The sequence below is a fragment of the Shinella sp. GW835-FHT14H05 genome (assembly GCF_058793575.1).
In genome coordinates, this window is sequence record NZ_JBXAFY010000019.1 from 34,594 (window position 1) to 59,169 (window position 24,576).

At 57.2% G+C, this 24,576-nt stretch carries 22 protein-coding genes; 10 read left to right on the top strand and 12 right to left on the bottom strand.

The window, feature by feature from the left end; all coding sequences use genetic code 11:
- Positions 1 to 4: 4 nt before the first annotated feature.
- From AC1Q6Z_RS31105 to AC1Q6Z_RS31130, 6 genes are all read right to left on the bottom strand, one after another.
- On the bottom strand, positions 5 to 481 hold the full coding sequence (locus tag AC1Q6Z_RS31105; protein WP_226923731.1) for a cupredoxin domain-containing protein: 477 nt from the start codon (positions 479 to 481) through the stop codon (positions 5 to 7).
- A 29-nt stretch (positions 482 to 510) separates the two neighbouring features.
- Entirely contained in the window at positions 511 to 1,869 is a 1,359-nt protein-coding gene (locus AC1Q6Z_RS31110; RefSeq protein ID WP_306041598.1) for a multicopper oxidase family protein, read from the bottom strand.
- A gap of 14 nt (positions 1,870 to 1,883) precedes the next feature.
- Positions 1,884 to 3,344: a TolC family protein gene (locus tag AC1Q6Z_RS31115; protein ID WP_226923750.1), complete on the bottom strand. Its 1,461-nt coding sequence runs from the start codon at positions 3,342 to 3,344 to the stop codon at positions 1,884 to 1,886.
- Entirely contained in the window at positions 3,344 to 3,565 is a 222-nt protein-coding gene (locus tag AC1Q6Z_RS31120) for a hypothetical protein (protein WP_226923729.1), read from the bottom strand. The genes AC1Q6Z_RS31115 and AC1Q6Z_RS31120 overlap by 1 nt, the downstream gene beginning before the upstream one ends.
- A gap of 87 nt (positions 3,566 to 3,652) precedes the next feature.
- Positions 3,653 to 4,084, bottom strand: coding sequence for a hypothetical protein (locus tag AC1Q6Z_RS31125; RefSeq protein WP_492650223.1), 432 nt, complete (start codon positions 4,082 to 4,084; stop codon positions 3,653 to 3,655).
- A gap of 116 nt (positions 4,085 to 4,200) precedes the next feature.
- Positions 4,201 to 4,473 (bottom strand): hypothetical protein, encoded by a 273-nt coding sequence (locus tag AC1Q6Z_RS31130; RefSeq protein WP_226923725.1) that lies wholly within the window; start codon positions 4,471 to 4,473, stop codon positions 4,201 to 4,203.
- A 198-nt stretch (positions 4,474 to 4,671) separates the two neighbouring features.
- Between AC1Q6Z_RS31130 and AC1Q6Z_RS31135 the strand changes: the two genes are divergently transcribed.
- The 4 genes from AC1Q6Z_RS31135 (at position 4,672) to AC1Q6Z_RS31150 (ending at position 7,849) form a co-directional block, all read left to right on the top strand.
- Positions 4,672 to 5,349, top strand: coding sequence for a winged helix-turn-helix domain-containing protein (locus AC1Q6Z_RS31135; RefSeq protein ID WP_226923723.1), 678 nt, complete (start codon positions 4,672 to 4,674; stop codon positions 5,347 to 5,349).
- On the top strand, positions 5,336 to 6,700 hold the full coding sequence (locus AC1Q6Z_RS31140; protein ID WP_226923721.1) for a sensor histidine kinase: 1,365 nt from the start codon (positions 5,336 to 5,338) through the stop codon (positions 6,698 to 6,700). Before AC1Q6Z_RS31135 ends, AC1Q6Z_RS31140 begins: the two co-directional genes overlap by 14 nt.
- A 394-nt stretch (positions 6,701 to 7,094) precedes the next feature.
- The gene (locus AC1Q6Z_RS31145; RefSeq protein ID WP_306041589.1) at positions 7,095 to 7,517 is read left to right on the top strand and encodes a DUF305 domain-containing protein; all 423 of its coding nucleotides are present in this window, start codon (positions 7,095 to 7,097) and stop codon (positions 7,515 to 7,517) included.
- Positions 7,517 to 7,849 carry a four-helix bundle copper-binding protein gene (locus AC1Q6Z_RS31150; protein WP_226923718.1) on the top strand — a complete coding sequence of 111 codons (333 nt, stop codon included), beginning with the start codon at positions 7,517 to 7,519 and terminating at the stop codon, positions 7,847 to 7,849. The genes AC1Q6Z_RS31145 and AC1Q6Z_RS31150 overlap by 1 nt, the downstream gene beginning before the upstream one ends.
- A 234-nt stretch (positions 7,850 to 8,083) precedes the next feature.
- Here the strand turns inward: AC1Q6Z_RS31150 and AC1Q6Z_RS31155 are convergent, their stop codons facing one another.
- Both AC1Q6Z_RS31155 and AC1Q6Z_RS31160 read right to left on the bottom strand, forming a co-directional pair.
- Positions 8,084 to 10,303, bottom strand: a complete 2,220-nt coding sequence (locus AC1Q6Z_RS31155; RefSeq protein WP_226923716.1) for a copper-transporting P-type ATPase — start codon at positions 10,301 to 10,303, stop codon at positions 8,084 to 8,086.
- 12 nt (positions 10,304 to 10,315) lie between these two features.
- Positions 10,316 to 11,779 (bottom strand): multicopper oxidase family protein, encoded by a 1,464-nt coding sequence (locus tag AC1Q6Z_RS31160; RefSeq protein ID WP_226923748.1) that lies wholly within the window; start codon positions 11,777 to 11,779, stop codon positions 10,316 to 10,318.
- A gap of 815 nt (positions 11,780 to 12,594) precedes the next feature.
- On the opposite strand from AC1Q6Z_RS31160, the gene AC1Q6Z_RS31165 reads away from it, so the two are divergent.
- On the top strand, positions 12,595 to 13,158 hold the full coding sequence (locus tag AC1Q6Z_RS31165) for a cytochrome c (RefSeq protein ID WP_226923714.1): 564 nt from the start codon (positions 12,595 to 12,597) through the stop codon (positions 13,156 to 13,158).
- Between the two features lie 46 nt (positions 13,159 to 13,204).
- Here the strand turns inward: AC1Q6Z_RS31165 and cueR are convergent, their stop codons facing one another.
- The 4 genes from cueR to AC1Q6Z_RS31185 form a co-directional block, all read right to left on the bottom strand.
- On the bottom strand, positions 13,205 to 13,645 hold the full coding sequence (gene cueR / locus AC1Q6Z_RS31170; protein WP_226923712.1) for a Cu(I)-responsive transcriptional regulator: 441 nt from the start codon (positions 13,643 to 13,645) through the stop codon (positions 13,205 to 13,207).
- Positions 13,646 to 13,691: 46 nt separating this feature from the next.
- A complete protein-coding gene (locus tag AC1Q6Z_RS31175; protein WP_226923710.1) occupies positions 13,692 to 16,169 on the bottom strand; it encodes a heavy metal translocating P-type ATPase in 2,478 nt (825 codons plus the stop codon).
- Between the two features lie 285 nt (positions 16,170 to 16,454).
- Positions 16,455 to 17,714 carry an acyltransferase family protein gene (locus AC1Q6Z_RS31180; RefSeq protein ID WP_226923708.1) on the bottom strand — a complete coding sequence of 420 codons (1,260 nt, stop codon included), beginning with the start codon at positions 17,712 to 17,714 and terminating at the stop codon, positions 16,455 to 16,457.
- A gap of 533 nt (positions 17,715 to 18,247) precedes the next feature.
- Complete coding sequence (locus AC1Q6Z_RS31185) at positions 18,248 to 18,448, bottom strand: heavy-metal-associated domain-containing protein (protein ID WP_226923706.1); 201 nt, start codon at positions 18,446 to 18,448, stop codon at positions 18,248 to 18,250.
- A gap of 151 nt (positions 18,449 to 18,599) precedes the next feature.
- Here AC1Q6Z_RS31185 and AC1Q6Z_RS31190 point away from each other — a divergent pair, with 151 nt between their 5' ends.
- From AC1Q6Z_RS31190 to AC1Q6Z_RS31210, 5 genes are all read left to right on the top strand, one after another.
- A complete protein-coding gene (locus AC1Q6Z_RS31190) occupies positions 18,600 to 18,962 on the top strand; it encodes a hypothetical protein (protein ID WP_226923704.1) in 363 nt (120 codons plus the stop codon).
- 87 nt (positions 18,963 to 19,049) lie between these two features.
- On the top strand, positions 19,050 to 19,451 hold the full coding sequence (locus AC1Q6Z_RS31195; protein ID WP_082342937.1) for a FixH family protein: 402 nt from the start codon (positions 19,050 to 19,052) through the stop codon (positions 19,449 to 19,451).
- Complete coding sequence (locus AC1Q6Z_RS31200; RefSeq protein WP_050746975.1) at positions 19,448 to 20,863, top strand: efflux RND transporter periplasmic adaptor subunit; 1,416 nt, start codon at positions 19,448 to 19,450, stop codon at positions 20,861 to 20,863. Before AC1Q6Z_RS31195 ends, AC1Q6Z_RS31200 begins: the two co-directional genes overlap by 4 nt.
- Positions 20,860 to 24,030, top strand: a complete 3,171-nt coding sequence (locus tag AC1Q6Z_RS31205; protein WP_050746974.1) for an efflux RND transporter permease subunit — start codon at positions 20,860 to 20,862, stop codon at positions 24,028 to 24,030. Before AC1Q6Z_RS31200 ends, AC1Q6Z_RS31205 begins: the two co-directional genes overlap by 4 nt.
- Positions 24,027 to 24,488: a DUF411 domain-containing protein gene (locus AC1Q6Z_RS31210; RefSeq protein ID WP_082342935.1), complete on the top strand. Its 462-nt coding sequence runs from the start codon at positions 24,027 to 24,029 to the stop codon at positions 24,486 to 24,488. Before AC1Q6Z_RS31205 ends, AC1Q6Z_RS31210 begins: the two co-directional genes overlap by 4 nt.
- The last annotated feature ends 88 nt before the right edge of the window (positions 24,489 to 24,576 follow it).

Genomic DNA, 24,576 nt, shown 5'->3' on the forward strand with positions numbered 1-24,576 from the left:
CTGATTACTTCTTGGCGACCGTGACGTCGCCGTGCATGCCCGCATCGTAATGGCCGGGCACGAGGCAAGCGACCTTGAAGACGCCATCATTGGTGAACTTCCAGACGATCTCCCCGGTCTTGCCCGGGGCGAGGCGGATCGCATTCGGGTCGTCATGTTCCATCTCCGGGAACTTTTCCATGACGGCCTTGTGCTCCATGACCTTGTCTTCCTGGTCCAGAACGAACTCGTGATCGAGTTCACCGGCGTTCTTGATCGCAAACACGATGGTCTGGCCCTTGCGAACCTTGAAGTTGTTCGGGGTGAAAATCATCTTGCCGTCGTCCGTCTCCTTCATGGTGACGCGGACTGTCTGCGTTGCCTTGGACTTGTCGCCAGGTTCCCCGACAGTCATTTCTCCGTGGCCACCTTCATGGGAGCCCGAGGCAAGGACCGGCGTCGCGAGAGTGGCCAGCAGGAGGCCAATGAGTACAGTTTTCATAACTCTGTCCTTTGGTTGAGAGTATTTAATCAGCCGTGATCCGAGTGCTTCGGAGTGAGCTTTGTCTTTGCATCCTTGGCCTTAGGAATGTCCGGAAGCGCTCCCGTCCATTCCCAAGCCTGCGTACCGGGTGGGTTTTCATACCAGCCCGGGTCGCTATAATCGCCCGCTGAGATGCCCTCGCGGACCTTCACCACGGAGAACATGCCCCCCATTTCGATAGGGCCGTGGGGACCCCATCCAGTCATCATGGGAACGGTGTTTTCCGGTATCTCCATCGACATTTCGCCCATATCCGCCATACCGGCGGTTCCCATGGGCATGTACTCGGGACGGAATTGCCTGATCTTCTTCGCAACCTCCTTCTTGTCGACACCGATGAACGTCGGGATTTCGTGTCCCATCGCATTCATGGTGTGGTGCGACTTATGGCAATGGATTGCCCAGTCGCCGACATACTTGGCATCAAACTCGTACGCCCGCATCGCACCGACCGGGATGTCGATGCTGACTTCCGGCCACCGCGCCTCCGGCCGAACCCATCCACCGTCGGTGCACGTCACCTCGAAATCATATCCGTGCATGTGGATCGGGTGGTTGGTCATCGTCAGGTTGCCGACGCGCACACGCACCCTATCGTCCTTGGAGACGACCAACGGATCGATGCCAGGGAAGACACGGCTATTCCAGGTCCACAGGTTGAAGTCCGTCATTTCCATGACACGCGGGACGTAAGTCCCGGGATCGATGTCGTAGCCACTGAGCAGAAATACGAAGTCCCGGTCGACGGGCATGAACTTCGGGTCCTTTGGGTGAATAACAAAGAACCCCATCATGCCCATCGCCATCTGGACCATTTCGTCCGAGTGCGGGTGGTACATGAAGGTGCCGGACTTCACGAGATCGAACTCGTAGACGAACGTCTTGCCGACGGGGATGTGGGGCTGTGACAGACCACCGACACCGTCCATGCCTGACGGGAGGATCATCCCGTGCCAGTGGATGGTTGTGTGCTCCGGCAGCTTGTTGGTCACAAAAATGCGAACACGGTCCCCCTCGACCGCCTCAATTGTCGGTCCCGGGGACTGGCCGTTGTACCCCCAGAGATAGGCTGTCATGCCTTCCGCCATCTCGCGCTCGACAGGCTCCGCGACAAGGTGGAACTCTTTGACGCCATTGTTCATGCGGTAGGGCAATGTCCAGCCGTTCAGCGTTACGACGGGGGTGTAGTCCGGACCTGTCGTCGGGCGCACAGGCGTCTGCGTGGTGGCGGAGTCCATCACGGCTGCTTCTGGAAGCCCCATGTTTGAGGTCTGTCCCCAGGCAGTGGATGAGACGATTGCCGCGCTAGCAGCACCGGCTCCAAGAAACTGTCTTCTATTGAACATCTTCGTTTCCTTTCTCAGTGCCCGCCGCTTTCGGCTTCCTCAGCCGACGCGACTTCGGTCTCCGCCGATGCGGAACCAGTGCTGCCGCCATAGATGACGGGTGCAAGGTTCGCTTCCGCGAGCCAGAAGTCGCGCTTGGCGTTGACGGCAAGGATGGTGGAGTCGATCTTTTCGCGGGTGTCCGCGATCAGTTCGAACGTGCTGGTGATCATGCCGTTGTAGGTAAGGAGGGACTGTTCCTCGATTGCACTACGAAGCGGCAGAACACTGTTTCGGTAGTGACGGGCGATGTCATAGTTCGACCGGTATGCCACGTAAGCGGACCGAGCCTCGGAGCGAACGTTAACCGCTTTTTCCGCAAGCTGATTGGCCGCTCGCATATAGGCGAGTTCGCCTTTCCGCATACGGGCCTGACCGGAATCGAAGATCGGTATCGTGAACTCCAATGACGCGGTCTTCGAGATGCTGCGATGGGTTTTCCCATCCTCACGCTCTCGTTCCTGCTCCAGTGTGCCGACCAGCTCGATGTCGGTGACAAACCGGGTGACATCCTCCAGCTTGTAGGACTGGGCAGTCGCATCAAGCTCCAGGCGTGCGACCTGCAGGTCCATACGTTTGTGGATCGCTTCGGCTTCGATGTCGTCCCGCTTGATCAAGCCCTTCGGCAGCGAAGGCAGGCGGTTCGGAATCTGGAAGTTGATGTCCGAACCCGACAGCCCCATCAGCCGGATCAATTCTTCCTTGGCGAGTTTCGCTTCCAGACGCGCCTTCGCAGTTTCGCCCGTCAGCTCGGCATAGAAAACGTGCTCACGCGCCTGATCGGCCTTCGCCATCGATCCGGCTTCGCCTATCTTCTTCGCCAACTCAGAGGCGGCGTCGGCGGCAACCTTGGCCTGGTTGAGATAAGCAACATTCTCCCATGCAGCTACTGCATTGATCCATGCGCGGCGGGTTTCTGAAGCCAGCGAGATGGTTTCCAATGCTGCGTTCAACTGTGCCTGCCGGAACCGGGTCTCCGCCAGTTTGATGTTCTTATCATAGGTGACCAAAGCAAGAATGTTTGCGGCAATGGCACCTTCCAATACCCGGTACGCTTCGAGACCAGGGGTGCCGATACCGGAAAGTCCCACCGAGAACGACGGGAGGACAGACAGTTGTGTCTGCCAAGCGTCAGCCGCACTGTCGCCGAGATCGGCGTAAGATGCCTGCAAGCCCTTGTTGTTCAAAAGTGCGACCTGTACGGCGGTCTCGACGTCTATGGTCTTTTTGGCCATCAGCGCCTTTACGCGTTCGCGTGTCTGCTCAGCTTGTTGGCGGTTCTGCACCCAGACAGTCTGCTTACCGGTCGCCTCGGAACCCCTCGCAGAGGCGTTGGCGAAACCCGCATCTTTTGCTGAGTACCCCGTGCTGACGCAACCCGTTGCGAAAATCGGAAGCACCAGGGTCGAGATCAGTTTGATCTTCAGCGATCCCATCATGCACCTCCGCCGGGTGCTTGAGCATCGTTGAGACCACGCCACGGCTTGGGATCGACCGGCATGCGGTGGGAATAAGCACCCACGGCGTTCTGGTAGGCGATGGGGGCAACATCGACTACCGTGTCGGGATGATTAGACGAGGCAACGACTTCGGGCAGCGTGGATGCGCATCCGCTCACAACGAACGGAAGAGCAGCCACCAGTAACAAACGGTTCATGGTGAAAATCCGAGAAAATAGATGACAGGCGCGTCAGAGCGCGTAATCGCGCAAGACACAGCAACACCCTCAAAGGGCCGCTATTTCTCAGATATTAGGAGGCAGATGCAGACGTGGTGCCAAGCCAACATAGCGCGTGTCATCGATAAAGCCGTGGACCGGTTCGAGACGCGGATGGGCTAGCGTCGTGCTGCCGCAGTCAATGGCCGCGACGCCACAATAGTCCTGACAGCAGCTTTTCTTCGAGCTTTTGGAGTCGGCATGGTCGTGTTGATCGCCATGGTGATCAACGTCGGCCATGGCAGCGTGATCGCTGCCATGGGACATTAAATGGTCCGCCTCGACCTGGGGCGCTTCGACCGGCACTTCCGGATGCATTGCAGCGTTGACCGTAGACAAGCTATATCCAGCCAGTGACACGAGGATCACCAGTCGAAAGGCCAGCGCTACCGCTGCAGATGCGAATCGAAAAATTCCGCTCATACTTAAGTAAATCGCTAGACCCTTGAACATTGTCAATCGACGCTTCTCTCAATCATGGATTCGCGACGTTTGTGTGGCATATCCACCACGCGCTAAAATAGGGAAGCACGCTCGGCAGCTCGTGAGCCGACGAGCGTGTGCTGGCAGTGCCGTCAGTTGCTGCGCTGTTTTTTCAGGTAGTCTGCCTGCGGATCGATGATCGATACTGAGCCGTACCGGCTGTTGGTACGTTCGACCCTGCCGTTGTCCAGAACGCGAAAGCTGACATCGGGGTCGGACACGGACGATGCTGCATCACCCGGATTGCCGTGTCCCTGCGTAATCTTCGCGATGGGCGAAGCGGTTTCGCTGAGAATGGTGTTGGCGAAGGCACCGGAGGTGACGGACAGCAAGGCGACAGCGGTGACGGCGATTCGTTTCATCATGATCTATTCCTCGTTTAAGACTGCTACGTGCAGCATCTGGAATTTAGATCGCTCGTTTTTCGCCCACCTGTCCCGCACTATACAAATTTGTAAACCTGGGATCACAGCATCTGCCGCAAGAATGCCCAAATCTCAGAGCGTTGAAGTGAGCTACCGGTTTCACTACAGGGCCAAAACTCAAGAAGAATTCTTTGCCGCATGAAAATACTTATAATCGAAGATGATCACATCACAGGAACCTACATTCAAAAGGGTTTGAGCACTGCAGGGCACGCAGTAGACTGGCTCCGGGATGGCCGTGACGCGCTCGCGGCGGGCTTGGACCCAGGGTACGATGTTCTCGTTGTAGATCGAATGATCCCTGGTCTGGATGGCCTGAATCTCGTCAAAGGCTTACGAGCAGCGTCGGTACGAACGCCGGTGTTGTTTCTCACGGCGATTAGCGGTGTGGACGATAGGGTCGAGGGTCTAGAAGCAGGCGGTGATGATTATCTGGTGAAGCCTTTTGCGTTTTCAGAACTAACTGCTCGGATTGGTGCCCTCGTTCGACGCCCCCCAATCGCAATAGAAAGGACAAAGTTGCGGGTAGGCGACTTGGAGATGGACCTGGTCACCAGAACCACCTGTCGCGCGGGGCAGCGCATCGAACTCCTACCGCGCGAGTTCTCGCTACTGGAATTGTTGATGCGGAATGAGGGGAGGGTCCTTACAAAAACGATGTTCCTCGAAAAGATATGGAACTTCAATTTCGACCCGCAAAGTTCCGTTGTGGAAACCCACATCAGCCGCCTGAGGGCGAAGATTGACAAACCATTCGAGAATCCACTTTTGCACACCGTCAAGAACACCGGTTATACCTTGCATGCTCGCGGGTAGCGTATTCAAGAGCACGGCTGTCCGGCTCGCAATTATCTATATTGCACTTTTTGTGATTGCCTACCTCGTAGCCAATATCGCGGCCTACCAGATGGTGATTCGATTCCTCGATGACAGGTTGAATGCCAACGTCATGGAACGATATCGGGAAATTACCTCAGCTTACGAGGGGCGCGGTCTCGTCGGCGCAGTTCGGATGATCGAGAGCCATGGCCCTGCCATCAGGGGCCAGGAGACGATGTACACACTGCGAGGCCCCGCTGGCGAACTGGTCGCCGGTAACGCGGAGCTGGCAGATGTGCCAGCAGGGTTCTCGCTGCTCCGGCCGGAGGACCAACACGCAAGCGCGTCGCACTACAAGTTGTTCCGAGGCCCATTGGGTGAAAACGATCTGACCGTTGGTATCAGCTACCGCGACACCGACGAACTGGCCCGGATAGTTTTGATAAGTTTCGGGTGGGCGACCGCGATCATCCTTGCCGTCGGTATGACTGGAGCGGCGATCCTGGCCTATCGCACTCGTAAGCGCATCTTCGTTCTCTCCCGCACCGCGCACGAAATTGGACATGGCGAGCTTTCCAAACGGCTTCCAGTTTCATCTCGGATGGATGAAATCGACGTCCTTTCGTCTGAGGTCAATGTCGCGTTGGCGCGGCTGGAATTGAGCGTTTCTACCCTGAAACAGGTAACCACGGACGTCGCTCACGATCTGAAGACACCGATTGGGCGGACCTTCCTTGTCCTTGAGGATGCCATGGAATCCGATGGGGTCGGGGATATGAGAGGCGGGATCGAAGCCGCCTTGGTCGAACTTAAATCCATTGCCGACACGTTCGACGCCCTCCTGCGGATCGCGCAGATCGAGGCGCGCATCCGAACAGAAAACTTCACCGTGTTCGATCTGAAGCCCTTGGTCACTGACCTTTACGAAATCTACGAGGCTATCGCTGTCGAGGGTGGATACGAGCTGTCCCTGAGTATCGGAAGTGGAGCTTGCCTTATAAATGGTGATCCCGATCTCATCCGGCAGTTGTTGGCCAACCTTCTGACGAACTCAATGAGGCATACGCCAGACGGGTCGAAAATCGCTTTAGAACTCTCGCGTGGCCATCGCACCATCAGTTTGGGCGTTTCAGATAACGGCTCTGGGATTCCTCGTGAAGAACGGAAACGCGTTTTCGACCGATTTTATCGCCTCGAAAAGAGCAGAACGACAACCGGGTCTGGATTGGGTCTCAGCCTGGTCAAGGCAATCGCCGAGTTGCACGGCGCAAATACGGAACTGCTGGATAACGAGCCCGGTCTCCAGGTCGTCACAAAGTTTCGAGAGGCGGAGAACGGGAACCTTTAAGCTCTACCAGGGTTTGCATTTGAGTTTTGGGAGCTTTGAATGCAGGTGCGAACCCAACTTCGGGAAGTTCTGCGCGCGATCAGTGTTTTGCTGATGGTGCTCCACGTCATGGCCGCTACACCCGCTGGGGTACACCAAATGGGGTGTCGCGAGGTTGAGGTTAGCACAAGCGATTCCCACCGGGAGATGCTGCCCACGGGCACTTGCTGCACCAACCTTCATTGCTGCCCGGTCATCCAGGACGTTTCGACACCTGGGGCACCGCTTGCGATCCGATATCTCCCAGAAATGCGGCTTCAGACAGATGTCGCCCTCGTGCTCGACAAATCCATCGACCCGCCCCCTCGAACCCTGTCGCTGTGACGTGTTTTCCTCTCACAAACAGGAGTTCAAAATGAAAATCCTTCTGAAATCATCCGTCGCCGCAATCCTACTGGCCACCGTAGTCGGCTCGTTCCCGGCCGCAGCACAGATGGCGTATCCGGAGAAATGTAAGTCCGACATGGCCAAACCCGGTGACACCACGATGCAAGGCCACGAAATGTCCATGCCCGAAATGACTGACTACCAGAAAGACTCGATGGACGGCATGAAGATGATGAACATGAACATGATGCAGGGAATGATGAAAAAAGACCCTGACGTCTCGTTCGTGTGCGGAATGATTGCGCACCATATGGGTGCAATCAGCATGGCTGAGGTCGAACTGAAACACGGCGATAACGCTGAGGCCAAAGCGGCAGCTCAGAAAATCATCGACGATCAAACGAAGGAGGTCGAAGAGCTGACGTCCTGGGTCGAGAAGGAGGTCAAGTGATGCATCATCAATCCTCCGAGATGAAAGCCTGCATCGAAAGCTGCTTGGCCTGTTACAGCGAGTGTCTATCTATGGCGATGGGGCACTGTTTGGAAGTGGGCGGCAAGCATACTGAGCCTGCGCATTTCAAGCTGATGATGGCCTGCGCCGAGATTTGCCGGACGTCGGCTCAATTCATGCTCATCGGTAGCGGGCACCATAAGCACATTTGCCGAGAATGCGCCGAGATTTGCCGCCAGTGTGCCGATGATTGCGAACGGGTCGGCGATATGCAGGGCTGCGTCGACGCATGCCGCAGATGTGCGGAAAGCTGTGAACAGATGGCCGCGTGACCTGACGTGGGCCCCGCCACCCCCCCTCTGGGGCCCCTCCCCCTCCTCTTCGGCCCCACCACTTCATTTACGTGCAGCGCGCAACGATGACGACGTTCGTGAGCATGTAGAGGTTGGCACGAATTGTGATTTCCTCTTGGCTGCGGGTACTCACTACGGTGCGTTGGGGTCCATGGTAGGCTCGCAGAAATCTGAGCTTCCCTGTGTACCGCTACAGAACTCACGTCTAGGCTATCATAGGGCCGCGCTTCTAAGCCTGAGCGAGTTGCCAATTACGCTCACCGACGACAGCGCCATGGCTGCCGCTGCGATGATCGGAGACAAGAGCAGCCCGAAAGACGGGTATAGAATACCGGCTGCCACTGGCACACCCGCCGCGTTGTAGATAAAGGCGAAGAACAGGTTTTGGCGAATATTTGCCATCGTTGCTCGGCTGAGCTGACGGGCACGTACAATTCCCTGTAGGTCGCCTTTCAGCAGGGTGACACCAGCACTTTCGATAGCAACGTCGGTACCGGTACCCATGGCGATGCCAACGTCGGCAGCTGCCAGGGCAGGAGCATCGTTGACACCGTCGCCCGCCATGGCAACGATTTTGCCCTCGCTTCTCAGTCTGGAAACAATCTTGCTTTTGTCTTCGGGAAGCACCTCTGCCTCTACTTCCGAAATCCCCAGACGACGTGCCACCGCAAGCGCCGTCGTCTTGTTGTCGCCAGTTAGCATCACCACCCTGACCCCTTCCGCGACAAGGTCCTTGACGGCTTCCGGGGTTGTCGCCTTCACGGGGTCGGCGATAGCAAACAATCCCTCGACATGCCCATCGGCAGCCATGAAGATGACCGTTGCGCCCTCGTTTCGCAGTTCTTCGGCGTGAACTGTGACCGAGGATACGTCGATACTGTTTTCTTCCATGATCCGGTGGCTGCCGAGGATTAGCTTTTTGCCATTGACGACCCCCGTCACGCCCTTGCCCACCGGGCTGTCAAAGTCCTGAGCATCCCCAACGGCGATTCCGCGTTCTGTCGCCGCGTTGACAATAGCAAGGGCGAGCGGGTGTTCGCTCGACCTTTCAAGCGTCGCTGCCGTCTGGAGCAGGTCAGTTTCGGAGACACCGTCACGCGGAACGATAGCGGTTAATTTTGGCCGACCCTCGGTTAGGGTTCCGGTTTTATCGACTACGAGCGTATTGACCTTTTCGAACCGCTCAAGTGCCTCCGCGTTCTTGATGAGGACACCAAGCCCAGCACCTCGGCCAACGCCGACCATAATCGACATGGGTGTAGCGAGGCCGAGCGCGCACGGGCAGGCGATAATCAAAACTGCGACAGCTGCAACAAGCCCATGGGCGAAGCGCGGCTCAGGGCCAATAAAGAACCAAACAAAGAAGGAGATGATCGCCACGGCGATGACTACCGGCACGAACCACCCGGAAACTTCGTCTGCCAGACGCTGGATAGGAGCCCGAGAACGCTGAGCCTCTGCAACCATTTTCACGATCTGGGCAAGCATGGTGTCCTTGCCGACCTTACCGGCTTCCATGATGAAGCCACCGGTCTGGTTCATCGTGCCTCCGATCAGCTTTGAACCAACTTCCTTTGTAACCGGCATCGATTCGCCGGTTATCATGGATTCGTCGATGGAGCTGCGACCTTCCAGCAGGGCACCATCGACCGGGATCTTTTCACCCGGCCGAACACGCAGGCGGTCTCCGACCGATACAGCGTCGAGGCCAATATCCTCGTCGCTACCGTCGTCGTTGACGCGCCTTGCGGTCTTTGGAGCCAGATCGAGAAGCGCACGTATAGCCCCCCCGGTCTGTTCCCGCGCCCGAAGCTCCAGTACCTGGCCAAGCAACACGAGAACCGTGATCACCGCCGCCGCCTCGAAATAAACGGCGACTGCACCCTCGCTGGAACGAAATGTTTCCGGGAAGATACCCGGCATGATCGTCGCGACCACGCTGTAAATCCAGGCGACGCCGGTGCCCATCGCAATGAGCGTAAACATGTTCAGGTGGCGGGTGATGATGGACTGCCAGCCTCGTTCAAAGAATGGCCAGCCGGCCCAAAGAACCACCGGTGTCGCCAAAACCAGCTGGACCCAGTTCGAGGTCTGTGGCCCGAGCACCATGTGCAGGTTCGTCAGGTGCCCGCCCATTTCCAAAACAAGCACCGGCACAGACAGGATTAAACCGATCCAGAATCTGCGGGTCATGTCGGCCAGTTCGGGGCTTGGGCCCGTCGCGACCTCCGGTGTTTCCGGTTCCAGAGCCATGCCGCAGATTGGGCAGTTTCCCGGCCCTGGCTGACGAACTTGGGGATGCATCGGGCAGGTGTAAACGACACCCTCGACTTCATCGACGGACGTTGCAGTCTTTAGTGGAACCACGTTCGATGAGTGATCATGGCCATGTTCGTGTCGATGGTGGGCATGCCCACGATGTTCGCTCGTCATGTCAGCCTCCCGTTAAATTGCGCCGTCATAGGTGATGAACGACATCATACCCGTCGCCATATGGTAGAGGTGGTGGCAATGCAGCGGCCAGCGACCCTGGTTTATCGCATCGAAGGCGATGGTAACCTGGGTCATGGGCGGAAGGACCACAGTGTCGCGCACCGCGCCTGTCAGTTTCTTTCCGTTGATCTCGACGACCTGGAAATGGTGACCATGCAGGTGCATAGGGTGAGCCATCATCGACATGTTGTGCATCGATATCTGTACTCGCTGCCCCTTGGCGACACTCAGCGGCTCCGTCTCTCCGATACGCCAAGTGTACTTCGCCATGTCGCCAGTGAGCATCAAAGTGTATTGACGATCAGGAGGACGGACCGCCAGCGGCGTCAGGCTCAGGAACTGCTGCTCCAGTGCGAGGTCGAGGACGGGACCCTTTTCCGTGCCCAGGGCATCGATTTTGTCCACTTGGGCGTCGGCGGTGGCAAGGACGATGCCTGTTCGTTCCTTGGCTCCTTCGCGCAGGGCCAAAATGGGAAAAGTGCCCGGTCCGGCGGGCAGTTTCACTCTGATATCGACGCGCTGGCCCATGGAAACAGGGAAGCGACGTCCGACGATTGGGACGATATCTATTCCGTCGACTGCAATCAGCTCACCGTCGACGGAGCCTGTGTCGATGGTGAAGGCCGTCGCTGTGGCACCATTGATGATGCGCAATCGGACTCGGCCACCCTTCTCCACCTGAACAACCTCGGGATCATCAAGGGTCCGGTCGTTGGCGAGATAGGCGTCGTATTCGATGTCGTTGAGGTCCATGGTCTGCATGTCCATCGTCGGCATCGCCGTGGCTGCATCACCATCCATCGGCATCTGGTGACCGGCATGCTTGTTCGTCAGGATGGTCGACATGTCGCCATGGTCCATCAACATCCCCTGCGCAGACCCTTCAGACTGGAGGCCCGCCAGCAACTCTTCGGGCGATCTGAACGAAAAATCATGGAGGAGGACCACCACTTCCTGTTCGTCAGTTGCCCGATCTCCGGCGGTACGTACAATCAAAGGTGCCGCCAAAAGGCTCTGTTCCTGAAGGGTGTGGGCATGCATCCAGTGGGTGCCGCCGTTGCCAACGGGGAAATCGTACAGTCTGGTTTCTTTCGCGTTCAAAAGCGCCGCAGGATTGTCAGGAACTCCATCCATACTCCATGGAGGCGTTAGCCCATGCCAGTGGATCAAGGTTTCCTCTGCTGTTTCATTGAGGAGGCGGACATTGAACTGTGTTTCCGCGTCCAGGACGAGTCCTGCTCCGCCGTTGCGGTTCGTGAGCCCGAACACGGATGCAGGCTTACCGTTCACTTCAAGCACACGTTTTCCGATAATCAAGTCGGTCACGGGTGCGCTGGCTCGGGCGACGGCGGCACCCAGTGGAGAAATTGCCGCTGCGCCGATGGCCAGCGTTTTCAAAAAATGTCGACGATGCATGGTGTCTCTCTCGATCTCGGTCGGCATGCCGACCATGTTGTTGATGATTGTGCCGCGCGTGGGCACGAGGTCGTCAGGCAACAGATCGAGGGGGTTCAAACCCAGGTGAGGGGACATGCCCTGAAAGGCGCACCAGCCAATGTATTTGTGGGCGAGCGGAAAACGGCGCTCTTATCTCTGGGATTGAATCGGCAATCGTCGTAAGGCAGACCGGGCAAGGGGAGCTGCAGCAAGTCTTGTCATTGAGCGCATCATTTGACTTCGCCGCACGGTGGTGATCCTGCTCATGCACGACGGCTGAACTTTGTGCGCTATAACATGTGTGGGCGACGGCGTGCGAAACAGGCGCGCTTGAGAAGATTGCGGCGGCGATTAGCGCTACCACAACCCTCCAGAAGCCCGATCTCTTGTCACACCAGCTCATTGCTCAACTCGCCTTCGCCCACATTGAACGTTACTCGTTCAAGCCCTGCTGACATTGATCTCTGTCAACACAGCCGCTCGTACGGTCATCCTGCGCCTTCCAACAGTGGGAAGGTCAAGAGGTTTTTTGAATATTGCGCTTTCATCCCCGTCTGGCCGCAGGGCACTCCGAGGTGATTTACCACTGTTCGGTTATAATTGGGGCGATCCTGCATCTATGACGCAGTTCGGTCATAAGCCTCTGCCAGCTAGCAATGGACGTGAACTCTTGGACAAGGTTTCCCCAGCGATGATGAGGTAGCAAGTCCAGCGTTTTTTCAACGGAATGGCAACCGCTATCGCACCGGTTTATTCAATCCACGACATACCTGAGCGTTGGCGCAGAGGCTTAAATGGCAAAACACATCCCGAAAGTGAGCCACATGTCGCGATGTCTGGGGACTGTCGCTGTGCTTGTGCTCTGCGTCACGCTTGCTGAAGCCGCGGCCAACGTGGGCAGCGTTGTCGTCAATCGCCAGCGGGACATGAAGGAAATTGCGGTGGCGGCGAAAACCATTGCCGCGATGTTCAAGGCACCCGATACGTATTCGTCGGCTACCTTCGGAGAAGCGGCGAGCACGGTTAGCGAGCGGGCGGGTCAGCGATTGACCGATCATTTCGGCGTGATCGGAGCCGCAGAAGGGTCGAAAGTAACCGAGGCACTTACGACCGATTATGATCGATTTGAAAAACTGGCTGCCGATCTCAAGGCCTATGCAGAGGTATTGGCCAAGGCTGCTGACGAACACCCGAATGCCATGACGGACGATATGCGGATGAACGAGGGGGAGCTTATGGAAGGTGGCATTCTAGGTTCCCGGAAAAAGATCGATGCATCCGCGATGTCGGCGGAGCATGCATTCCATATGATGTTGCAGACCTGCACGTCGTGCCACTCGAAATTCCGCGCGAAGTAGCGCGACTCCTTTGAGGAGCCGACAACCTTCATTCGGATGCCGGTCGTCAAATCGCGTGAACACCGAACTTGGCGTCGATTCCTGGAAGATCGTTGTCGGGGGCTTTGGCGATTTCGTCGATGATCGGACAGTCGGGCCGCTCGTCACCATGGCAATTGTGCGCCAGGTGCTTGAGTGTTCTGGACATCGCCTGGATAGCCGCAGCCTTCCTCTCAAGCTCGGCAACATGTTCAAGCGCGATGGCTTTGACATCCGCGCTACTGCGGGATTTATCGCGCCAGAGGGTGAGGAGGGTCTTCATCTGCTCAACTGAGAACCCCAGGTCCCGGGACCTGCGGATGAACTTCAGTGTGTGGATGTCGTTCTCGCTGTAGGTTCGATAGCTCGATTCCGTGCGGTGGGCAGGCGCGATGAGTTTGATCTGTTCGTAGTAGCGGATCATTTTGGACGAGACGCCGCTCGCCTTGGACGCTTCTCCGATGTTCATTTCTTGTCTCCCTATTGAGTAGGGCTGCCCATAGGACAGCCTATAATTACGGATTAACCGAGCGAAGGCGCAGCGCGTTGCCGACGACAAAGACGCTGGACATCGCCATAGCGGCAGCCGCGAAAATCGGCGACATCAGCGTGCCGTTGACCGGGTACAGCACTCCCGCAGCGACAGGGATCAAGCTGACGTTATAGGCGAAAGCCCAGAACAGGTTCTGCTTGATGTTCCGGATCGTTGCCTTGCTGAGAGCGATAGCTTTCGGCACGCCGTTCAGATCGCCAGACATCAGCACCACGTCCGCACTCTCGATTGCGATGTCGGTGCCAGTGCCGACCGCCAGGCCAACATCCGCCTCCGTAAGAGCAGGAGCATCGTTGATGCCGTCGCCGATAAAGGCAATCTTGCGGTTCCCGGTGCGCAAGCGCTTGACCGCATCTACCTTTCCTTCGGGCAGGACCTCGGCGACCACCTCGTCGATGCCGAGTTGGCGAGCGATGACGTTGGCGGTGCGCTTGTTGTCGCCGGTTATCATAGCGACCTGCAAGCCCAAGGCATGCAGCGCCTTGATAGCAGCCGGTGTTGTGTCCTTGATGGGATCGGACACCGCAATGACCGCAGCCAACTTGCCGTCGATGGCGGCGTACAGGGGAGATTTCCCTTCATCGCCCAAAGTAGCAGCCTTGTCGCTCACGCCTGATAGATCGACACCCGCCTTCCGCAAAGCACGATCCGCGCCAACAAGGACCTTGCGATCATTCACCGTGCCTTCAATTCCGAACCCAGGGGTAGCCTGGAACGCAGATACGGTTTGTGAGCCGATACCTTCTTCCTTTGCCGCGGACACAATCGCTTCCGCAATCGGATGCTCAGACAGGGCTTCGAGACTGGCGATGAGCCCAAGAACCTCCTGCCGGGTGAACCCATCTTGAACGATCAGATCCGTCAATTCCGGTCGCCCCTTCGTCAGCGTACCAGTTTTATCGAGCGCGACGACATCGGCTTCACGAAGGCTCTGAAGCGCTTCGCCCTTCCTGAACAGAATTCCAAGCTCGGCAGCGCGCCCAGTGCCGACCATGATCGATGTCGGTGTCGCGAGGCCCATGGCACACGGGCAGGCGATGATCAGCACGGCGACGGCGTTCACCAATGCAAAGCTCAACGCAGGCGAGGGGCCGAGCACATACCATGCCGCAAAGGTGAGAACTGCCGCCAGAATGACGGCGGGGACGAACCATCCGGTCACTTTGTCGACCAGAGCTTGAATCGGAAGCTTCGATCCTTGTGCCGCTTCAACCATTTTGATGATCTGCGCCAGAAGGGTGTCCCCGCCGACCTTGGTCGCTTTAAAAGTGAAGGAGCCGGCCTTGTTGATGGTCCCTCCGACCACCCCAGTTTCGGTGGTCTTCTCGACCGGTACAGGTTCGCCTGTGATCATGGACTCGTCGACATAGGAACTCCCATCGACGACAACACCATCGACGGGCACTTTCTCACCAGGCCGGATGCGGATGACGTCACCGACGACAACATCAGTGATCTCGGTCTCCACGAATTCGCCGTCACGCGAAACGAAGGCTGTTTTTGCCTGCAGCCCGATCAACCGTTTAATTGCCTGGCTGGTTTGACCTTTGGCGCGGGCCTCCAGGAATCGACCCAGCAGGATCAGGGTAACGATGACCGCCGCAGCTTCGTAATAGACATTGGCCGTACCCGCTGGCAGCAGATTGGGAGAGAAGGTGGCCACAACGGAGTAGAGCCATGCCGCTGCTGTCCCCAGAACGACCAGCGAGTTCATGTCCGGGGTCCAACGGATTAGGTTCGGCACGCCCTTTTGGAAAAACCGCAGTCCGGGTCCAAACAGCACGAAACTCGCCAAGGCAAACTGCAGATACAGATTGTTCTGCATGCCAATGGTGTTCATGATCAACTCGTGAACGCCGGGAATGAAGTGGGACCCCATCTCCAGCAGAAACAATGGGAGGGTCAGGGCCACTGAGAAGATGAGAAGCGATTTCAGCTTTTTGATTTCTTCGCCACGACGATCTTCAGCGTCGTCGGTAACCGCAACTTGATGCAAGCGGCGGATTTCATACCCAGCCTTCTGAACCGCAGCCTCCAAGGCGACCATGTCGGCAGCACCTGCTGCGCGAACAGTCGCCCTCTCGGTAGCCAGGTTGACGGTGGCATCGACTACGCCGGGTACGGCTTTCAAGGCCCTCTCCACGCGCGCCACGCAGGACGCGCACGTCATTCCTTCGACACCGAATTCCTGGACGACAAGTTTGGGCTCATAACCAGCCCGTTCAATCGCTGATACGACCGCTTGGGTGTCTGCTGCGCCCGTAAACTGGACCGTCGCTCGTTCCGTGGCCAGGTTCACGTTCGCCGATGCGACGCCCGGCACTGCAGCAATAGCCTTTTCAACGCGCAGAACGCAGGATGCGCATGTCATTCCCTCGATGCCAAAATCGGTGGCGATGGGTAGCGGAGAGGCTGGGGTGATCTTAGAAATCGCAGTCATCGAAGGAATCCTTTTCCTAACTGCATAGATAGGTAAGGCTTCCAAAGATGGTAAGGTCAAGCGTTTCTTTGGGGAAATCGGTCCCTTGGGAAAATGGGGCCGCTCCCGACCCGTTTGGACCGGTTCTGGATCAACCAACTTCCTTGGACGTGATCGACATACTGTTCTCGCAATGTCCGGCGATCATTTGTCGGCTCGACTAGGCGTCTCGTGGTGAACTGAACGTTCCGTCACTAGCTCGAGGTTGGTTTCGTGCTGACGAGAGGGATGGCACTCGCAGTGCCGTTAAGATAACTGCGGCTTCGAAAGTTGGCTCCTGTCCGTAGAGCCCGGTCGCATGACGCGATCCCGGATGAGAAGGAACGTTCTCTCCACACAATACCAAAGCGCTGCTGCGACAGCGAAGCTCGTCGCAAGATAGATGAGGAAGCCCAAACTTCCTTGCAGGTTCTCCTCTCCAAAAAGGAGGCGGTCTACGTGGTAAACTGACTTGTGCGAGAGATAGAGGCTGTACGCTAACGTTGCTATGGAAGCCGCGCCTGGAACTGGCCATCTCGTTATGACGTGGTCCAGATCGAGCATAGCGCCTAGAATGAGGGCGATGCCCAGGGAGACAAGCGGAAATCCGACGACTGCACCCAGCTGCGCTTGGAATACGAGGAACAGGTTCGCGCCTTCGAGAGGGCCGCGTAGTGAGAACAGGATCAAGGCAATCGCGACAAAAGCGACGCCTAAAGGCAATGCCACCTTCGGTGGCGCGTAGCGCCGGTAGGCATCGGGATAAAAGTGTCGAAGACCGGCAAGGGTAACGCCGAACAGAAGGCCATCAAGACGTGTATATGTGGGATAATACACATCTCTTAGATAGACAGAGAAAGCATCTCTGAAGTTTCCGGTTTCCACGAGCACAGCGACCTGTGTTTCCCAAAGTGTGTACCGGAGTATCATGCTTGCGAAAATCGCTGCGGCCGCAACCACCAAGGCGCGTTTTGTGTTGATCCGACGATACAACAACAGAACAAGGATCGGCAGAATGAGATAGAAATGCTCCTCCACACAAAGCGACCATGCCTGGGAAAAGGCTCTCCCGATACGTGGATCAAAGTTGAAGTTCACCATGAATGTGGCGAAGCTCCAAAGCGGTTGCATTGTCGGGGCGTCGCGCAGAGGGGGAAAAAGTGCGTATAGGCCCAGGACAGTAAAGAAAGCTGGGAAGATGCGGAATGCGCGACGAATGTAAAACGACTTGATGTCCAAACGGCCCGTTCGCGATATCTCCTTGAACAGCTGGCTTCCTATCAGGAATCCGCTCAACACGAAGAAGACGTCAACACCCAACCACCCATAGGTTCGGACACCAAGGAGAACCGACGGTGTCGCCTCCACAGGAAGGTGCACCAGCATTACGAGAAGTATTGCGGCCGCCCGCAGGAGGTCCGGCCCGATTGCTCGTGAGCGCATGCCCACTATCGTATCGCCCGGAGAGAATTGCGTAGGAATGGATTGAGCGGAGTCCGCTCCTGAAGCAGAGGTCATCGTGTTCATCCTCAACGCTGCACGGCAAGACAGCGCCTTCATGGGTGTGTAGCGAAACCTTAGCTTGTATTTTCCCTATCGGAAGGAGCGGTAATTTTTCCACAGTATTAAGCTAAATTTTTCATTAAATTTTAGCGAGGCGACATATGTGGCTTTTTGTGCCTATCGGCGCAGAAATTGAGAGCGGATTGAAGGGCTGAAACTACTCGCCGGTCTGCTTTACCGAGCATCTGACCACCAGAGCAGAACTCAGCTTGTAAATCAGGGCTACTGTAAAGGAGCACCGAGGCAGCAATTACAAAGTAGCGAGTGCATGCATACCGACCAACGTAGCGATCATACACGCTGCGATGAATCCTAGCACCGCCAGACACCGATTTGCCTTGCGGACAATGTTCGGCCGGGCCCGGCGTTTTGGACGCGGACGATGGGGCGGAATCAACTGGCCACCTTGCCGAAATTTTTTCTTACCGCCGGTCGTGGCAACGCCCTCGCGCCAGAATGAAGACGAGCTGCGGGGTTGGCGCAGCTCGTCCAATCGATCACTTCGAGAGTGACGGCGTGTAACCCGCGTCAGTGATCGATGCGCTGATCACCTCCGTCGCAACACTGGTTTCTATCGTCACTGTCCTGGTGCCAAGATCGATTTTGGCGATGGCGTCGGGATCGACTGCCTTTATCGCCTTGTCGACTGAGCCCACACAGTGGCCGCACGTCATATCGGGAACATCGAACTTAATCATGGGAGGTCTCCAATTGCTTTGACTGACCGAATGTGGGGCTTCCAACAATGGGAAGGTCAAGGGGGGCTGGAAAATTTCCGCGTTAGTCCGTCGCGCCTGTTCGTGTAATAGCCTACTTCACAGCGAACGTTCCCTGTGACAGAGTCGGCATATGGTTGTCATCGCGGCGCTCCGGCGCGTCCTTTTGCTGTTTGCTGTACTGGGGTTGCTGTTCGCCCCGGCCACTATCGGCATGGCGATGGCCGCGATGAATCCCGATGCTGGCGCGCAGATGGAGATGGATGGCGACGCGGATATGCCGTGCTGCCCAGACGAGCAACCGATCAAGAAGTTCGATTGCGGCAAACCATGCCCGCTGGCTTTGATATGCTCGACCAGTCTCGTCGTGAATTTCGGCTCCAATGCCGACTGGAAGGTTCTCGTCACCATGCGGAACCTGACGTTCTCGCTCCCCAGCGATAACGACCTCCTATCAACCTTCGCTGAACCACCCACTCGCCCGCCAAGGGCGTAATCTCACAGGCTTCCGTATGAGCAGGTTGCGATCTGCCTGAATGTGAACGCATGAGCGACGCTTGCTGCGTCCTCCGGTGAGATATCAATGAAAAACATCCCACAAACTATGCGGCTGCTGACAGCTGTTCTTTTCGTGCCGCTTCTTCCTTACACCGTCTCGGCTGGCTCGGCGAACTATGAGTTCCATCTGGCTGAGACGTCAGTGGCCCAGGGTCCTGAGGCGGTGGTCACCGTTCTCATCAAAGATAAACGGTCCGGCAAACCCGTGTCAGATGCCGTAATCTTCGCCACCCGCCTTGACATGGCCCCTGAGGGGATGGAGGCCATGACCACGACATTGGACCCGCTTCCCTCCGAAGAAGCTGGCGTCTATCGCTTCAAGGCCAACCTCTCCATGGAAGGAGGATGGCGATTTAAACTGGCCCTAAAGGTCCAAGGTGAATCAGAGACGGTCCAAGGCGAGCTGGTTCTGCAGGCAAAGCCATGAGAGTCGGCAGGATTCTTCTCGCTTCGGCCGTGTTGATCGCCGTCGGGGCAGGGACCTATGCGGCTGGCATCAACGGCATCGGTCGAGAGCACGTCGAACGTTTTGTTTCGTCAAGCGTAGGGTCTCCGCCTGCAAGAAAACAGGCAACGGGCAAAGTGATCTATTTCCGGCATCCAGATGGGCTGCCGGAATATTCCGCCGTTCCGAGGCAAACACCAGACGGCCGGTCATTTCTTGAGGTGCGTCAAAGCGAGGACGTCAGCTTCGACGCGGTCCAACAGGAAAATGAAAATGCGATAGAGGCGACCGAGCGCAAGGTCCTATACTACCGCAATCCCATGGGCCTCGCTGACACATCGCCGGTTCCAAAGAAGGACTCCATGGGGATGGATTACCTTCCGGTCTACGAGGGCGAGCAGCTTAAAGATGGCGAGCTACGAGTGCCTCTGGGCAAGCTGCAGAAAACCGGCGTCAGAACAGCCACGGTCGAACGGCAGAAAATCTCGCGTCGCGTGAGGGTTCCGGGCACAGTGCAGTTCGATGAGCGACGCGTCCAGTTCGTCTCAATGCGGACAGATGCATTCATAGACAACGTTGCGAACGTCACAACCGGTGACCGGATAAAGGCCGCTGACCACCTCTTCTCGTTCTACTCCGGCGATATCGCCCGGGCAGCTGCGGAGTATGCGGCATCCGTCCGAGCAGGTATCGGAGGTAAGGGCATCGATGGGGTGAGGCAACAGCTTCGCAACCTGGGGCTTCAGGACAGAACCATCGACATTATCGCCAAGGAAGGCGTCGTGCCTCGCTCCTTAGAGTATTACGCCCCTACCGATGGCGTCATTCTCGAACGACCAGCGCTCCCAGGCATGATGGCCGAAGCTGGTGATGCTCTATTCCGGATCGTCGACAACTCGGTGGTCTGGGTTATTGCCGATGTGCCGGAGTCTGACCTTGCTACCATCAAGGTCGGTCAACCCGTTTCGGTCAGATTCCCGAACTTCGCGGGCAAGGTCGTCCAAAGCACAGTCGCTCTTGTCTACCCGGACCTGCAAACACGGACCAGAACAGCAAAAGTTCGGATAGAGATTGCGAACCCTCAGGGCACGCTACTGGCAAACATGTTTGCCGAGGTAGAGGTGGAAACCGGTGCAGATGCACCGGTCGTCGCGATCCCAGGATCTGCGGTCGTTGATACCGGAAGTCGCCGGTTGGTGTTCGTAGATAAAGGGGAGGGACGGTTCGAAACGCGCGACGTGAAAATCGGTGCGCGCGGGAATGATACCGTCGAAATTACGGAAGGGGTTGACGTCGGAGACCGTGTCGTCACGGCAGCAAATTTCCTTTTGGACGCCGAAAGTAACCTGACGTCGGCTCTCAACTCTCTCGCAGCCACGGAAGGCAAGCCATGATCGCAAACCTGATCGCCTGGTCCGCTCGCAATCTCGTGCTGATTTTCGTTGGTGCGGGTCTCGCTGTTGCGGCAGGCGTCTACTCCCTCAGGACACTTCCCCTGGACGCGATACCCGATCTGTCGGATGTTCAGGTCATCGTCTACACCGATTACCCGGGGCAAGCGCCACAGGTCGTCGAAGATCAGGTCACCTATCCGCTGACGACGTCGATGTTGACCGTACCGCGCTCCAAGGTCGTGAGAGGCTTCTCCTTCTTTGGCGTTTCGTTTGTCTACGTCATTTTCGAGGATGGCACCGATCCTTATTGGGCGCGCAGCCGAGTCCTGGAATACCTGAACGCTGCCGCCAGCCGTCTTCCTGGCAACGTCGCGCCGAGCCTTGGTCCCGACGCGACCGGTGTGGGCTGGGTTTATCAGTATGCGTTAATTGCCAAGGAGCTGTCGCTCGCCGAGCTTCGCTCCCTGCAGGACTGGGTGGTCAAGTTCGGGTTGGCCAAAGCCGATGGCGTTTCCGAGGTGGCCAGTGTCGGTGGCTTCGTGAAGCAGTATTCGGTCGTCATTGATCCAATTCGTCTTCGGGCGCAAGGAATTACGCTCAAGCAGGTGACCGACGCTATTCGCGCCAGTAATCGCGATGTGGGTGGCCGGACGGTCGAACTGTCCGAATTCGAGTTTATGGTGCGAGGAAAAGGCTACCTGCAGGGCGGCTCTGACATCGAGAACATCGTTCTGGCGACTGAGATGGGTGCGCCACTTCGTCTAAGGGACGTTGCTCGCGTTGAAATTGTTCCGGACGAGCGGCGTGGCATTGCGGAGCTGAACGGGGAGGGCGAAGTTGCAAGCGGTATCGTTCTTCAGCGCTTCGGTTCGAATGCGTTGTCTGTGATCGAGGGCGTTAAGGAGAACCTCGCCGACATCAAGAAGAGTCTGCCGGAAGGCACTGACATCGTGCCCGTTTATGACCGGTCGCAACTGATTGAAGCCGCCATCGAGACGTTGAAAGTTACGTTGATCGAGGAATCGATAGTGGTCGCGCTGGTGACGATTGCCTTCCTGCTCCACGTGCGAAGTGCATTGGTCGCGATCATCATGCTGCCGGTCGGGATTCTCATGGCCTTTGTCGCCATGCGGGCGTTGGGCATTGGCGCAAACATCATGAGCCTGGGCGGTATCGCGATTGCCATCGGTGCCATGATCGATGCCGCCATCGTCATGATCGAAAACGCGCACAAGCATCTTGAACGTGCACCGCCTGACAGGAAGAGGACTGAGGTCCTGATCGCGGCGGCGAGCGAAGTCGGTCCGGCTCTATTCTTCAGCCTCCTCATCATCACGGTATCCTTCCTGCCGATCTTCACCCTGGAATCCCAGGAGGGCCGCCTCTTCGGTCCCTTGGCGTTCACGAAGACCTTCGCTATGGCAGCCGCAGCGCTGCTGTCGGTCACGCTCGTTCCGGCCCTGATGGTTGTTTTCGTCCGAGGAAAGATTGTTTCCGAACACCGAAATCCGCTAAACCGGTGCCTGATCTGGGTCTATCGCCCGATCATCACGGGAGTATTGAGGGCCAAGGTGGTCACCATTCTGTTGGCCGTCGTCGCATTGGCAGTCACGATCTGGCCTGCGCGCCAAATCGGAACCGAGTTCATGCCGAGCCTGAACGAGGGCACGCTGATGTACATGCCGACGACACTGCCCGGTCTGTCCGTCACCAAGGCAGCTGAACTGATGCAGACCCAGGACAGGATCATCAAGTCCTTTCCAGAAGTGGAAACCGTGTTCGGAAAGGCGGGGCGGGCACTGACCGCGACCGATCCGGCCCCGACCGAAATGTTCGAGACGATCATTGCGCTCAAGCCGAAATCGGGGTGGCGGCCTGGTGTGACTATAGACAGCCTTAAGCAGGAGATGGACGCGGCGCTCCAGTTCCCCGGCGTCTCCAATGCCTGGACCATGCCGATCCGGGCGCGTATCGACATGCTCTCGACGGGCATACGCACGCCTGTCGGGGTGAAAGTGTTCGGAACCGATCTCAAGGAAATGGAGCGTATCGCGCGCGACATTGAGACCGTCCTGAAGGCAGTTCCCGGAACATCGAGCGCATATGCGGAACGTGTAATCGGGGGATACTACCTCGACATCATTCCGGATCGCATAGCCCTCGGAAGATACGGGTTGACCGTGGGCGACGTTCAGGAGGTCATCGGCATTGCCCTTGGGGCCGAGGTCGTGACATCCACGGTCGAGGGGCGCGAGCGATATGGTGTGGCCGTCCGCTATCCACGGGCGTTCAGGAGCGATCCTCAAGCAATCGCGCGCGATGTTCAGGTCGATGTCCCCACTGGTGGGTCAGTCCCTCTTGGGCAGGTCGCAGAGGTGCGTCTGAGCCGTGGGGCAACAAGCATCAGGACGGAGAACGGTCAGCTCGCCGTTTACGTATTTGTCGACATCGCCGGGCGGGACCTTGGCGGCTACGTGCAAGAGGCACGAGAGGCGGTGGAAAAAAGCGTCGAGATGCCACCCGGTTATTCCGTCGCCTGGAGCGGCCAGTTCGAATATCTTGAACGGGCAAAGGATAGGCTTTCCATCGTCGTTCCGCTCACGCTCGCTCTAATTTTCCTTCTTCTCTACCTCAACTTCAGAGCGCTGACCGAAACGCTGATTGTCATGCTCTCGCTACCGTTCGCGCTCGTCGGGGGTATCTGGCTGATGTGGTGGCTCGGCTTCAATGCTTCCGTTGCGGTCGCCGTTGGGTTCATCGCTCTGGCTGGCGTTGCTGCAGAAACCGGGGTGATCATGCTGATCTACCTCGACCATGCTCTTCGTGAGAAACAGGAGGCCTGTCAGGTGCAGCGGCGTGCCTTGACCAAAGCGGATTTGCGGGACGCCATCATGGTCGGTGCGGTTGAGCGAGTGCGACCCAAGATGATGACCGTCGTCGCCATCATGGCTGGTCTGATCCCGATCCTTTGGAGCACCGGGGCTGGCTCAGAAATCATGCAACGCATCGCCGTTCCGATGATCGGCGGGATGGTGTCGTCGACCATCCTGACGCTGGTGGTCATTCCTGCCGTCTATGCGCTCGTGAAGGGATGGCAACTGCCTGCCTCGCCCGTCGAGCAAATCGAACAATCCAATCAAAATCTAGCCGAAGGAGTTCTCACATGAACAGGAGACAATTCGTCTGCACGGCAATGGCATCTGTAGTCGTTGCCAGCGCTCGCCCAGTAGGGGCGTCACAAACACGAATGACGGTATACAAGGACCCGAGCTGTGGCTGCTGTGGTGCCTGGGCGACCGCGATGGGCAATGCCGGTTTCCAAGTCGATCTGCGTGAGGTTGATGATCTCGACTCGATTAAAAGGAAGTACCGCGTACCCCAGACTGCAGAGGGTTGCCACACAGCTGTCCTCGGGCCGTATTTTATCGAAGGACATGTACCCCTCGATGCCGTTAAAAGGCTGCGGAACGAGGTTCCCGACATCCTTGGCATTGCAGTTCCAGCTATGCCGCTCGGCTCCCTTGGGATGGGTGATGATCCCTCAGTTGCCTCCTACGACGTTTTGAGCGTGAGCCGGAGTGGAGAAACCGCTGTCTACATGAGCGTTCGGCCGAAGAAAGTTTGACCTCGTTCATGGTCTCCAAAAGATGCTCGTCCCTTGCCGTGGGCGCTCGGCCCACGGTACTTCCGGCATAGCTTTTTGTGGGGACTGG